At 73.6% G+C, this 13,211-nt stretch carries 10 protein-coding genes; 7 read left to right on the top strand and 3 right to left on the bottom strand.

Annotated features, from left to right (window positions below):
• The first annotated feature begins 173 nt into the window (after nt 1-173).
• Nucleotides 174-1,067 carry an NUDIX domain-containing protein gene (locus tag ACFYXS_RS20550; protein ID WP_389250093.1) on the top strand — a complete coding sequence of 298 codons (894 nt, stop codon included), beginning with the start codon at nt 174-176 and terminating at the stop codon, nt 1,065-1,067.
• A gap of 57 nt (nt 1,068-1,124) precedes the next feature.
• Here the strand turns inward: ACFYXS_RS20550 and ACFYXS_RS20555 are convergent, their stop codons facing one another.
• Nucleotides 1,125-2,630 carry an aldehyde dehydrogenase family protein gene (locus tag ACFYXS_RS20555; RefSeq protein ID WP_389250095.1) on the bottom strand — a complete coding sequence of 502 codons (1,506 nt, stop codon included), beginning with the start codon at nt 2,628-2,630 and terminating at the stop codon, nt 1,125-1,127.
• Nucleotides 2,631-2,791: 161 nt separating this feature from the next.
• A complete protein-coding gene (locus ACFYXS_RS20560; RefSeq protein ID WP_389250098.1) occupies nt 2,792-3,766 on the bottom strand; it encodes an aldo/keto reductase in 975 nt (324 codons plus the stop codon).
• A 232-nt stretch (nt 3,767-3,998) separates the two neighbouring features.
• On the opposite strand from ACFYXS_RS20560, the gene ACFYXS_RS20565 reads away from it, so the two are divergent.
• The 4 genes from ACFYXS_RS20565 (at nt 3,999) to ACFYXS_RS20580 (ending at nt 8,710) form a co-directional block, all read left to right on the top strand.
• Nucleotides 3,999-4,982, top strand: coding sequence for a helix-turn-helix domain-containing protein (locus ACFYXS_RS20565; protein ID WP_389250100.1), 984 nt, complete (start codon nt 3,999-4,001; stop codon nt 4,980-4,982).
• Nucleotides 4,983-5,348: 366 nt separating this feature from the next.
• Nucleotides 5,349-6,791, top strand: a complete 1,443-nt coding sequence (locus ACFYXS_RS20570; RefSeq protein ID WP_389250101.1) for an aldehyde dehydrogenase — start codon at nt 5,349-5,351, stop codon at nt 6,789-6,791.
• Nucleotides 6,792-6,912: 121 nt separating this feature from the next.
• Entirely contained in the window at nt 6,913-7,878 is a 966-nt protein-coding gene (locus ACFYXS_RS20575) for a class I SAM-dependent methyltransferase (RefSeq protein ID WP_389250103.1), read from the top strand.
• Between the two features lie 16 nt (nt 7,879-7,894).
• Nucleotides 7,895-8,710: a phosphotransferase enzyme family protein gene (locus tag ACFYXS_RS20580; RefSeq protein ID WP_389250104.1), complete on the top strand. Its 816-nt coding sequence runs from the start codon at nt 7,895-7,897 to the stop codon at nt 8,708-8,710.
• Between the two features lie 22 nt (nt 8,711-8,732).
• Here the strand turns inward: ACFYXS_RS20580 and ACFYXS_RS20585 are convergent, their stop codons facing one another.
• Nucleotides 8,733-9,752, bottom strand: a complete 1,020-nt coding sequence (locus ACFYXS_RS20585; RefSeq protein WP_389250105.1) for a thaumatin family protein — start codon at nt 9,750-9,752, stop codon at nt 8,733-8,735.
• A 243-nt stretch (nt 9,753-9,995) separates the two neighbouring features.
• Here ACFYXS_RS20585 and ACFYXS_RS20590 point away from each other — a divergent pair, with 243 nt between their 5' ends.
• Both ACFYXS_RS20590 and ACFYXS_RS20595 read left to right on the top strand, forming a co-directional pair.
• The gene (locus ACFYXS_RS20590) at nt 9,996-11,969 is read left to right on the top strand and encodes a sigma-70 family RNA polymerase sigma factor (protein ID WP_389250107.1); all 1,974 of its coding nucleotides are present in this window, start codon (nt 9,996-9,998) and stop codon (nt 11,967-11,969) included.
• A gap of 398 nt (nt 11,970-12,367) precedes the next feature.
• Complete coding sequence (locus ACFYXS_RS20595; RefSeq protein WP_389250824.1) at nt 12,368-13,081, top strand: NPP1 family protein; 714 nt, start codon at nt 12,368-12,370, stop codon at nt 13,079-13,081.
• Nucleotides 13,082-13,211: the final 130 nt, after the last annotated feature.

Below are 13,211 nucleotides of genomic sequence, written 5' to 3' on the forward strand. Positions count from 1 at the left end.
GCAGGCCTCGCCGCCGGTGGCGACGCGGCACGCCGTACGGCCCGGATTGTCCGGAATCCACTGGCGGCGCACCTATGTCCTGGCATCCTGCTGGACGGCGCAACCCACGCCGCACGTCGCGGAGTTCCGCCCGAGCCGCGCCTGACACCCCGCCGACCCCGGAGGACCCGCCCATGCCCGCGGTCACGCCCGAGCCCCACCAGACCACCGCGCTCATCGTCAACCGGCGCGGCCAGTACCTGCTGCACCTTCGGGACGCCAACAAGCCGATCAGCGACCCGGGCACCTGGTCGCTCCCCGGCGGTGCCCGGGAGGGCGACGAGACGCCGGAGGAGGCCATCGCCCGGGAACTGATGGAGGAGGCGGGCCTCACGATCGGCCTCACCCGGTTCGGGGTCGTCGAGCGCCCCGGCCCCGACGGCCTCCCCCGGCCGCACATCCAGATCTTCCTGGGGCAGTGGGACGGCGACCCCTCCCGCCTGGAGGTGGGCGAGGGCATCATGTTCGCGTTCTTCGACGTCGCGACGACGGCCCACCTGACCATGGCGCCCTGGGCGGCCCGTGTGATCGCCCGTCATCAGGCCGCCGGCGGCGCTGCCCAGCGGCCCGCAGAGGTACCGCCGGCCGGGCGGTACGCGCCGAACGTCATCGGCGCCCACCTCTACCTCGAACGCGACGGCCGGGTCCTGCTCGGCCTGCGCCACCCGGACTCGGGCTTCGCGCCGCTGCAGCACCACTTCCTGGCCGGCCACTGCGAGCAGGAGTCCGCCGTCGCCTGCCTCGTGCGCGAGGCCCGCGAGGAGGCGGGCCTGGTCATCGACCCCGACGACGTGGAGTTCGTGCACGCCGTCCACATGCTCCACATGCCCGGCACCCGGCCCCGCCTGCAACTGGTCTTCCGCGCCCGGCAGTGGAAGGGCGAGCCGCGACTCCTCGAGCCCGACAAGTGCGTCAGCTGGGACTGGTGGCCCGCCGACCGCCTCCCGGACAGCACCGTCCCCTACACCCGCGCCGCCGTCGACGGCATCCGGCACGGGCGTCTGTACACGGAGATGGGCTGGACCTGACCGCCCCCGGTGCCGCGAACGGGCGCACGCGGACCCGCCGCACGGGCCGCGTGGCGCTCAGAAGCGCACGTAGACGTTCTTCGGCTGGGTGTACTCCTCCAGTTCCTCGATGCCCTCCTCCCGTCCGACGCCGGAGTTCTTCACACCGCCGAACGCGGTGCCGGGCAGGTGGGCGGAGCTGGAGTTGACCCAGAGGTATCCCGTGCGCAGGTCGCGGGCGGCGGCCAGGGCAGTGTGGAGCGACGTGGTCCAGACGCCGGCCGTGAGACCGTAGGGCAGCGCGTTGGCCTCGGACACGGCCTCCTCGTAGGTGTCGAAGGGGGCCGCCACGAGGACCGGTCCGAAGATCTCGTCCGTGAAGAGGGGGCCGGCCGGGCCGCCGGGTGCGGAGAACAGGGTGGGGCGGACGTAGTAGCCCGGGCGGTCGGGGAAGGTGCCGCCGGCGACGAGGTCGAGGGCGGGGTCGGCGAGGCCGGCCCGGACGTAGGAGGAGACCTTGCTGTAGTGCCCCGCCGAGACCAGGGGGCCGACATCGGTACCGGCCTCGGAGGGGTCGCCGATCCGCAGGTCGTCCATGCGCCGCCCCACCTCCCCCACCACGCGCTCGTACAGCGACTGGTGCACGAGCAGACGGGACGTCGAGCCGCAGCTCTGGCCCTGCCACGTGAAGTTCATCCCGGCCATGACACCGTCGATCGCGGCGGGCACGTCCGCGTCGGGGAAGACGATGACCGGGTTCTTCCCGCCGAGTTCGAGGGTGACGGTCTTCACGGCGGCGCTCGCCGCACGCGCCTGGACGCGCCGCCCGGTGACCGACGAGCCGGTGAAGGCGATGCGCGGGACGTCGGGGTGGGTCACGAGCCGTTCGCCCGCCACCGAACCGAGGCCCGGGACGATGTTGAGCACCCCCGGCGGCACGATGCGGGCGGCGATCTCGCCCAGCCGCAGTGCCGACAGGGAGGTCACCTCGGCGGGCTTGAGGACGACGGTGTTGCCGGCCAGCAGCGGCGCGGCGATGCGGGCCGCCGCGAACATCAGCGGGTGGTTCCACGGGACGATCCGCCCGACCACGCCGAACGGGTCGCGCAGGGTGTAGTCGAACGCGTCGTGGGCGGCCATGGGGATGGTCTCGCCGCGCAGTTGGAGCGCCAGGCCGGCGAAGTAGCGCAGTTGGGCCACCGCCACCCGGAAGTCGTTGCGCATGACCCCGATGGGGCTGCCGTTGTCGATCGTGTCGATCCAGGCCAGTTCCTCGCCGTGCGCCTCCACGGCCTCGGCCAGCCGGGTGAGCACGGCGGCCCGGTCGGCGATCGACGTGGCGGCCCACGACGGTGCCGCGTCGCGGGCCGCGTCGACCGCCGCGTCCACGTCCGCGCAGCCCCCGAGCGGCATCCGGGCCGCCACCGTCTCGTCCGCCGGGTTGACCACGTCGAGCGTGCCCCCCGAGACCGCGTCGGTCAGTTCCCCGCCGATCAGCATGTGCCAGGGACGGTCCACGATCTCGCGCGTGCGGGGCCGCGCGGCGAGGGTGCCCTGCGGATGAGCCAGCCACGAAGTATGCATACATCCCATGTTTGCACCATTGATGGACATATGCCTTAATTGTTTGGATTTAGTCCAGGTAAACACTTCTCCCAGCGCGGCCACGGAAGCCGGCTGCCCGGCATCACCCCAGGTGAGAGGGGGTACGCGACAGGCGTCCGGCGTGTGGGCGTCGCGCCCGCTCAGCCTCCGTAGAAATTGCGCTGCCAGCGGTGCCGGGCCAGTACGTCGAGCTGTCCGGGCGCGAGGGCACGGCCGTCGCTCACGGCGGCGTTCCGCTCGACGTTGCGCACGGAGCGCATGCCGGGGATCACGGTGGAGACCGCCGGGGAGCTCAGGACGAAGCGCAGCGCGGTCTCGGCGAGCTCGTCGCGGCCGATGCCGAGGTCGGCGACGATGGCGTCGACGTGCCGCTCGACCTGGGCGGGGCGGTCGCCGCGGAAGTAGCGGTTGCGGAAGTCGCCCTCCGGGAAGGTGCTCCCGGCCGTGACGCTGCCGGTCAGCCCGCCCTCGTCGAGCGCCACCCGGACGATGACGCCGACGCCGTGCTCCTGGCAGGCCGGGAGGAGGGCGTCCGCGGGGGCCTGGTCGAAGATGTTGTAGATGACCTGCACGGTGTCGACCACCCCGCTGCGCACGAGGGCGAGCGCGTTGTGGGGCTCGTGGTCGTTGACGGAGACGCCGAAGAGGCGGATCTTCCCCTCCTGCTTCAGGTCGGCGATCGTCTCCAGCCAGTCGCCGCGGCCCACCCACTCGTCGCTCCACACGTGGAACTGGAGGACGTCGAAGTGGTCCAGACCGCTCGCCCGCAGGCTGGTCTCCAGGCTCTCGCGGATGTGCGCGCCGGGGAACGCCTCCATGGGGTCCACGCCGTCGGGCGCGGGCCACAGGCGGTTCCTCGGCGGAACCTTCGTCGCCACCAGGATGCCGTCGCCCGCGCCGGCCCGCCGGCGGACGAAGCTCCCCACGATGCGCTCGCTCTCGCCGTAGCCGCGGGCGGTGTCGATGAAGTTCACCCCGAGGTCGACGGCCCGGTCCAGCGCCCGCACCGACTCGTCCTCGGTCGCGCCCACCCACGCCGACTCCCCGATGCCCCAGGCTCCGTAGCCGATCTCGGACACCTGAAGCCCGCTGCGTCCCAGGTCCCTCGTGCGCACAGTCGTCCTCCCGCGGATGCCGCCTCGGCGGCGTGTTCGATCCCCGTCGGCACGACCATAGGCGATCACTCGCGCCAGGGGCAGGACGCTCCCCGGCGGGCCGGGCGAGCGGCGGAAATGCCGGAACGCCGTCATCGGCTTGATCGCCCTGACAAGATGAACCGGCGGTGGCTTCCCGCCAAGTGTCGTAGGAACGACACGCGTTCACGCTTCCGTCGCACGGAGAAGGATCATGCTCGAATCGATAGGCCTGAGCCGGCAGGACGAGGCGGTCTACGAGATCCTGATCCGCCGGACCCAGGCCACCGTCGCCGACCTCGCCCACGACGGCCATCTCGCCGCCGCTGCGACCCGGCGCTCCCTGCAGTCGCTGGTGGCGCTCGGCCTCGCGATCCGCTCCCCCGGGCGTCCCGTCACCTACGTCGCGGTCTCCCCGGACACCGGCCTTGAGGCGGTGCTGCGGGACCGGGAACGCGCGCTGAACGACGTACGCGGACAGGTCGCGGGCCTGATGGACGTCTACCGCGCCGCCACCCGCTTCGTGAACCCGGACGACCTCGTGGAGGTCGTCTCCGGCCGCGACGACGTCAACCGCCGCTGGGCGCACATGCAGCAGAGCACCCGCACCCAGGTACGCGGCTTCGACCGGCCCCCGTACGCCGCCGTCGAGGCGCACACCGAGCCGAACCCGGACGAGCTCGAACTGCTGGGCCGGGGGGTGGCCTATCGCGTCATCTACGACAGCACCGTCCTGGCGCTCCCGGGCTGGCTCGACGACGTCACCGTCGGCATACGCCACGGCGAACAGGCGCGCATCGCCCCCGGCCTGCCCATGAAACTGGCCGTGTCGGACGAGCGGCTGGCCATCATCCCCCTGCTGCGCCCCGGCGACAGCGTCGTGACCGCCTGCTACATCATCCACCCCTCCCCCCTTCTGGACGCTTTGATCGCCCTCTTCGAGGCGATATGGGAGCGCAGCGTCCATGTCAGGGCGCACGAGGCGGTCACGACGGAGGACGGCCGGGAGGAGCTGTCGCCGCAGGAGGCGCGGCTGCTGACGCTGCTCGCGGCGGGCGCCACGGACAAGGCCGCCGGGCGCGCGATGGGGTGGAGCGAGCGGACCGTGCAGCGGCACGTCACCAAACTCATGCAGCGCTTCGGCGCGCAGACCCGCTTCCAGATCGCCATGGAGGCCACCCGGCGCGGCTGGATCTGACGAGACGTCAGGTGGCCCTGCCGGTGCCCGCATGCCGCGAGCCGGGCGGGCCGGGCATCTGATGTCACGCGCCCCCAGATGGGTGTAGCCTCGGGGACATTACGGTGCGGAATCCCACAGACCGCACAGAACGCCGCCGATGAGGGCCCACCCGCCCCCGATGCGGCCTCCAAGGCGCGGCGCCCCCCTGCCGCTCAGCGGGTCGCCCGTACGCCGGACGCGCCGTCGCGGCGCGCCGCGGACCACCATCGCGCACGCACCCCGGGCCGGTGCCGCGGCACGTCGGCGGCCATGACCACGGGACCAAGCAGGGGGCGGCCCTGCCGGCCGCCGCCGGAAGAAGTGCCCCGTATGACTTCCCTTGCCATGAACGCACATGAGAACCGTCTGTTCGTCGGGGGCCGGTGGACCGCGCCGTCCGGCCACGGCACCATCAGCGTCACCTCCGCCAGCACCGGCGACCACCTGGGTGCCGTGCCGGAGGCGGGCACGGCCGACGTCGACCGCGCCGTCCACGCGGCGCGCAAGGCGTTCGACACCCCGGGCGGCTGGCCCTCCTGGGAGCCGGAGCGCCGCGCGGCCACCATGCTCCGGCTCGCGGAGGAACTCGACGAGCGGAGCGAGGCGACGGCGGGCACCGTCAGCGCCCAGAACGGCATGCCGATCTCGATCGCCCACGCGTACGAGGGGTCCGTGCCGGCCGCCCTCCTGCGCTACTACGCCGCCCTGGTCAGCTCGGCGCCCGGCCACGAGTTCCGGTCCGGCCTGCCCCGGGGAACCACCGAGGTCCGCCGGGAACCGGTGGGCGTGGTCGCCGCCGTCATGGCCTGGAACTTCCCGCAGACCGTGGGATTCTTCAAGATCGCGCCGGCACTGGCCGCGGGCTGCACGCTGGTCGTCAAACCGGCTCCGGAGACCGTTCTGGACTCGGTGCTGCTGGCCGAGGCGGTCGCGGCGGCAGGCCTGCCCGACGGCGTGGTCAACATCGTCCCCGGCGGGCGCGACATCGGCGCCTACCTGGTCGCGCACCCGGGCGTCGACAAGGTCTCCTTCACCGGTTCCACCGCGTCGGGACGCCGGGTCGCCGCCGCGTGCGCGGCGCTGCTGCGGCCGGTGACCCTGGAACTCGGGGGCAAGTCCGCGGCCGTCGTCCTGGACGACGCCGACCTCATGGCGGACGCCGCGGAGCTCTTCACCACCAGCCTGCTCAACAACGGACAGACGTGCTTCGCCAGCACACGGATCCTCGCGCCCCGCAGCCGCTACGACGAGGTCGTGGAGGTCTGGACCGCGATGGCGAGCGGCGCCCGGGTGGGCGACGCGCTCGACCCGGCCACCCAGATCGGCCCGCTGGTCAGCTCACGGCAGCGGGACCGGGTGGAGGGCTACATCGGCAGGGGCCGGGCCGACGGCGCCCGGCTCACCACGGGCGGGGGCCGGCCGGCCGGTCTCGACCGGGGCTGGTTCGTCGAGCCGACCGTCTTCGCCGACGTCGACAACTCCTCGGTGATCGCGCAGGAGGAGATCTTCGGGCCGGTCCTGACCGTCACTCCCTACGAGGACGAGGACGACGCCGTCCGCCTGGCCAACGACTCCGTGTACGGCCTCGCCGGCAGCGTCTGGACCACCGACCTGGAGCGCGGCGCGCGCGTGGCCCGCCGGATCCGCACGGGCACGATCGGCCTCAACGGGTACCAGCCCGACATCGCCTCGCCCTACGGCGGCGTGAAGGCCAGCGGGCTCGGCCGCGAACTGGGCCCCGAAGGCTTGCAGGCGTACCAGCAGTTCCAGTCGATCTACCGCCCCTGACCCGCACTGACGCCGAGGGGCCGGCAGCTGCGACGGAGCCGGCTGCGCCGCCCGGTTCGAACGGATGGCGACCGGGCACCGTGTTCTGCTGTGCAAGCCGTACGACGAGGAGGCCCCGCCCATGTCCACCCCACCCGCGCCGTCCGGTCCCGTCCTGCCCCTCGACGAGGACCCGGCCGCCGTGCTGGAGGCCGCCACCTGGGCCATGGCCGCGATGGTGGGCACGCTGCACGACGCGCTGACCGCGCCGCTCACCGAGGTGCTGGCCGCCGACCCCCGCCGCACCGCGGTCCTGGAGGAGGCCGGCCTGGTGCGCCGGGAGGGGGCCGCGCTGGTCCCGCACCCGTCGCTGGTCCCGCCGGACGGGCCGACGGCCCGCAGCGCCGTGGAGGCGCGCCTCAGCTCGATGCGCCAGGCCCTGACCGCGGCGACGGGCGAGAGCTCCGGCGGCTGGGCGGCGCTGGACGACCGTGTCCTGCTCCACCAGGGCCGGGCGTCGGCCGCGGTCGGCCGGGCCCTCGGCAGCCGGATCGTGCCGCAACTGCCCGGCCTGGGCGACCGCCTGGCCGGTGACGGCGGCCGCATCCTGGACGTCGGCACGGGGGTGGCCGCGCTGGCCCTCGCGCTGGCCGAGGCGTTCCCCCGCGCCCGGGTCACCGGCATCGACGTACTGGAACGCGCGCTGGACCTGGCGCGCGGTGAACTGGCGCAGGCGTCGCCCGGGACCGCGGACCGGGTGACCCTGCTCCGCCGCGATGTCGCCGACACCTCCGAGCAGTCCGCGTACGACCTGGTGTGGCTGCCCGCCCCCTTCCTGTCCGAGGCGGTCCTGGAGTCCGCCCTGCCCCGGCTGGTCGACGCGCTCGTCCCCGGCGGCTGGCTCGTGGCGGGGGCCGGCTCACCGTCCCCCGACGGGCTCCGCCGGGCGGTCGGGCGCTGGAACGCCGCGCGCAACGGCGGCTCCGCCCACGACGCCGACCGGATGGCTGCCGTCCTGACCGCCCGCGGCCTGCGGGACGTACGGCGGTTCCCCACCGTCCCCGGCGGGCCGGTGCTCGTCGCCGGCTGCCGCCCGCGGCCGAACTGACGTTACCGTGACCGGCATGGCGACCGGGAGCGGGGCGGCGGACGGCGAGGCACTGGCCGGCGGCATGATGAACGCGGGTGCGGTGCTGCGTCGTGGCGCCCTCGTGGAACGGCCGGCTCCGCGGACCGCTCCGGCACTGCACGTCTACCTCCGCGCCCTCGCGGAACGCGGCTTCGACGCGGCCCCGAGCCCTGTGCGTCTCACCGGCGACGGCCGCGAGCAGCTGACCTGGGTCCCCGGTGACGTCGCCCTGCCACCGTTCCCCGGCTGGGCGATGACAAAGACCGCGCTGCGGTCCGTGGGCAGCCTCCTGCGGCGCCTGCACGAGGCGAGCGCGGCCGTCCCGGTCGACTCGCGCGCCGAGTGGCCCCGGGCCCTGGCCGATCCGGAAGGGGGGACGATGCTGTGCCACAACGACGTGTGCCCGGAGAACGTCGTCTTCCGCGACGGCCGGGCGGCGGCCCTGATCGATTTCGACCTGGCCGCGCCCGGCAGGCCCTTGTGGGACCTCGCCATGACCGCGCGCTACTGGGTGCCGATGCTCGATCCCGAGTCCGCGGCGTCCCTCTACCCCGCCGGACTGGACGCCCCGGCTCGGCTGCGTGTCCTCGCCGACGGCTACGGCCTCTCCCCGCGGGAGCGCGCCGAACTGCCCAGCGTCGTCGAGGCGGCCACCGCGTCCTGCCGGGCCTTCGTCGCCGGCCGCGTGGCCGCCGGCGACCCCGAGTACGGCAGGGTCCTGGCCGAGCGCGGCGGCTGGCAGCGCTGGGACCGCGTACAGGGCTGGCTCGTGAACCACCGCGAGACGTTCACGGCCGCCCTGCTCACCTGACCGGACCCGAGCCGGGACGGGGCTACCCCGTGGTGCCGAACGTGACGCGGTAGTAGCAGGCCCCCTTGCAGGACATGGTCGCCGAGTCGTCGAAGGCGTAGGAGTAGGCATAGGGCGCGGCCTTCTTGAAGACCTGGGTGTAGTCGACCGGCCACTTCGCTGGCACGCAGTTGGTGCGGCCCGCCCACGCCCCGCGGCAGCAGTACGCGTCGCCGCCGAACGCCGCGCAGGGCGGCTTGCAGCCGATCACCTGGCCGCCGGCCTTGGCCTGCATGGCGCTCGGGCAGACCACGGGGCTCGTGCACGTGCCCTTGTAGCAGCCGGAGGCGCTCACCGGGTCGGTGCTGGTGGTGTGGGAGATGTTGATGTACATGGGCAGGTTGGCGCCGTCGACCATGCTCACGTCGTAGAAGTCCAGGCCGGCGTACGCGTCGAAGGTGAACTCCCCCAGCGTGGTGGGCGGGTTGGGGCCGGTGCACACGCTGGTGCAGTCACCGGTGCGGCAGGCGCCGGCGGCCGTCGTCGCGCAGCCCGTGCGGCCCCAGATCCGGCCGCCCCACTTGTTGCCCACGGTCAGCGACGTGCTCTGCCCGGGGGCGAGCCGGCGTCCTTCGGGGTAGGCCGGGGAGTCGGTGACGACGGCCCAGATCGTCTCCTGCGTACGGTTGACCAGGGTGATCGCCCGGCTGCCGGCCGGGGCCACGGCCTGCGAAGCCGGTGCCTTCGGCGTGGCCTTGGCGCCGCGGGGCGGCCGCTTGCCCGTCTTCGCCGAGGGGCCGGGCGAGCCGGAGGGCCGGTGGCTCGCCGAGGGGGAGGCCGAGGGCGAGGCGGCCGGCGTCGTCCCCTGCGCCGCCGCGGAGGAGGGCTCGGCCGAGGCCGCGTCCCGTCCGGCCGTCACCGCCAGTGTCGCCGGGCCGTCGCCCGCGCCGAATTGCGTCAGGGCGCCGTAGACCGCCAGAACCGTCACCGCGACCGCTGCTGCCGCGAAGGCCCAGCGCCGCTTCCGCGGGGACCTCGCTCCGTGCCGACTGCGTCGTGCCATCCTTGTGCCTTCCTCGTCCTCACCTGGTGCGTGCGCACGTATCGGGGACCGCGCCCGGGGGCGCCCGACAACACAAATCCGTGCGGCGATCCCGCGAGATTTGTGTTGTCCGGGCCGCGGCCGGCCGTCTCCTCTATGTGCAGGCATCCCCGTCCGGCCCGCGCGCGCGGGCCGGACGGGTCAGGGCAGCGAGACCAAGTGCCGCGCCACGGGGCGCCGGTACGAAGGGAAGAGTGGAGTCACATGCGCAAGACCCACCGGAGCGGACCCGGCGCCGGGGTGGTGGTGGCGGCACGCGCGGGCGACCCGCGGGCGCTGGACCAGTTGGTGGCCGAGTGCCTGCCGCTCGTCTACAACATCGTCGGCCGGGCGCTCAACGGCCACGCCGACGTGGACGACGTCGTACAGGAGACGCTGTTGCGCATGGTGCGGGGGCTGACGGAGCTGCGGGACCCGGGGGCGTTCCGCTCGTGGCTGGTGGCGATCACGATCCGGCAGGTCCGTGACCACGCGCGGCTGCGCGCGACGGCCCGGGACCGCAGCGCGGGCCTGGAGGCCGCCGAGCAGATACCCGACCCCGGCCTCGACTTCGCCGGACTGACGATCCTGCGGCTGGGTCTGACCGAACAGCGCCGCGAGGTCGCCGAGGCCACCCGGTGGCTCGACGAGGACGACCGGGAACTGCTGTCGCTGTGGTGGCTGGAGGAGAGCGGCGAGCTGGACCGGCCCGAACTCGCCTCCGCGCTGGGCCTGTCGGACCGGCACGCCGCCGTACGGGTGCAGCGCATGAAGAAGCAGGTGGAGGCCGCCCGCGTGGTGGTGCGGGCCCTCAACGCCACGCCCCGGTGCGCCGGGCTGCAGGCGCCGGCCGACAACTGGGACGGCGTGCCGAGCCCGCTGTGGCGCAAGCGCTTCGCGCGGCATGTGCGCGGGTGCCCGGTGTGCGGCGGGATGGAGGAGGGGCTGTTCCCCATGGACCGCCTGCTGAGCGGGCTGCCGCTGCTGGCGGTGCCCCCGGCGCTCGACCCGGCGCGAGTGGTCGCGGCCGTCGTGCGCGGGGCGGGGACGGCCGCGGGGACCGGCGACCCGGGTTTCTCCGGCGGTTCGGGGTCGTCGGGCGGTTCGGGGAACTCCGCGGGGCACAAGGCGGTCAACGGCGCGCGGCACGCGCACCGGGCCGCCCGGCCCGCGTCGCGCGTGTTCGGCGCGCCGGTCGTCTCGGGGGCCGCGGTCGCGGCCGTGGTCACCGTGGCGCTGGTGGCCGCCGGGCTCACGACGGGCTCGTCCGACACCCCCGGGAAGGCCGCGCTGCCGGCCGGTTCCGCACCCGCCGTCGCGGCCACCGCCACGCCGTCCCCCTCGGCGCGCTCCGCGAGCCCCTCCCCCTCCCCGAGCGCGTCGAAGTCACCGACGAGGAAGGCCACGCCCAAGCCCACACGCAAGGCACCGGCCGCACCGCCCGCGGTGCACGTCGCCTCCACGTCCAAGAAGGGCGTGGGCGTGTGGACCTTCCCCGGAGTGAGCAAGGCGCTCGCCGCGTCCGGCGCGAGCTGGTACTACACCTGGTCCACCACGCACTCGGAGGTGACGAGCCCGCCCTCGGTCGGATTCGTCCCGATGATCTGGGGCCGTGACTCCGTCACCCCGCAGAATCTGTCCCAGGCCCGGTCCCAGGGCCCGTACCTGCTGGGCTTCAACGAACCGGACATGGCCCAGCAGTCGAACATGACGGTGGAGCAGGCGCTTTCGCTGTGGCCGCAGCTCATGGACGCGGGCAAGGTCCTCGGCAGCCCCGCGGTCGCCTACGGCGGCGACACCCCCGGCGGCTGGCTGGACCGCTTCATGTCGGGGGCGGAGGCGAAGGGCTACCGCGTCGACTTCATCACGCTCCACTGGTACGGCGGCGACTTCCGCACGCCGGAGGCGGTCGGGCAGCTGACGTCCTACCTGAACGCGGTGCACGAGCGGTACCACAAGCCGATCTGGCTCACCGAGTACGCGCTGATCGACTTCTCCCACGGCACCCGTTTCCCCTCCGCCGACCAGCAGGCGGCCTTCGTCACGGCCTCCACCAAGGCGCTGGAGGGCCTGCCCTGGCTCCAGCGCTATGCCTGGTTCGGACTCGGGGCCGACGCCTCCGCCCCGAGCAGCGGCCTGTTCACCGACGGCACGACGGCCACGGCGGCGGGCCGGGCTTTCCAGGCGGCGCACTCATAACGCCCCGGGCCGTCGGCCGATCAACAGCAGTATTTAATTTGCCGGTCCCTTTCCCTTACCGTTCCCCATCGGAAGCCGGGACATGTCGGGAATGCCGCTCGGGAAATGCGTGCTTGCGCCACCGGATCGGCCTCGGATAACTTGTCGACGCATCAACAGGCGGAGTTCAGGCCGGAGATGACCACTCCGGCCGCTCCGGCACGGCCGGAAACCTTCGTCGCGCGAAACCGTCAGTCCTCGGGCAAGGAATTCTCAAGAAGAAACCTTGCCCCCTTTTATGCCGAGGAGTTCTCGTGCGCAGCCTGAGGTCGGCGAAAAACAATCCCGCTGAAACGACGTCCCGCACCCGGCGCCCCGGCCGTCTCCGTCTGGGCGCTGTCGCGACCGCCCTGGGCGCGATGGCGGTCCTGGCCTTCCCCGCCGAGGCGAACGCCTCCGTGCTCCAGCTCCTGCCCCAGAACGCCGACGGCCTGGAGCAGTCCTTCTCCCCGGCCTACGACTACGACGGGGACGGCTGCTACACCACGGCCGCGATCGGCGCCGACGGCACCCTCAACCCCGGCCTGAAGCTGGGCGGGGACGTCAACGGGCACTGCCACGACTACGCCCAGCTGGCCAACGCCAACACGTACTCGCGCGAGAAGTGCAACAACGACTGGTGCGCCGTCGTGTACGCCAGCTACTTCGAGAAGGACCAGGCCACCCTCGGCCCGGCGGCCATCGGCCACACCCACGACTGGGAGCACGTCGTGGTCTGGATCCACAACAACCAGGTCGAGTACGTCGCCGCGTCCCAGCACTCCGGCTACCAGATCGCCGCGCGCTCCGCGATCCGCTTCGACGGCACCCACCCCAAGATCGTGTACCACAAGGACGGCGCCTCGACCCACTGCTTCCGCTTCGCCAACACCAACGACGAGCCCGCGGAGAACGCCACCGGCGGCTGGTTCTACCCCCGGCTCGTCGGCTGGGAGGGCTACCCCGCGGGCTTCCGCGACAAGCTCATGAACGCGGACTTCGGTTCGGCCACCATCAAGATCAACGACGCCCGGTTCAACTCCACCCTCGCCAACTCCAAGCCGTCCGGGATCCCGTTCGACCCCAACGCCTGATCCACCCTCGTGGGGGGGGGCCCCCCCCCGCGGGGGGGGGGGGGGGCCCCCCCCCCCCCCCCCCCGCCCCCGCCCGGGGGGGGGGCGGCCCCCGCCCCCCCCCCCCCCCCCCCCGGGGCCCCCCGCGGGG

It is taken from the genome of Streptomyces sp. NPDC002574, from assembly GCF_042889545.1.
Taxonomy (GTDB): Bacteria; Actinomycetota; Actinomycetes; order Streptomycetales; family Streptomycetaceae; genus Actinacidiphila.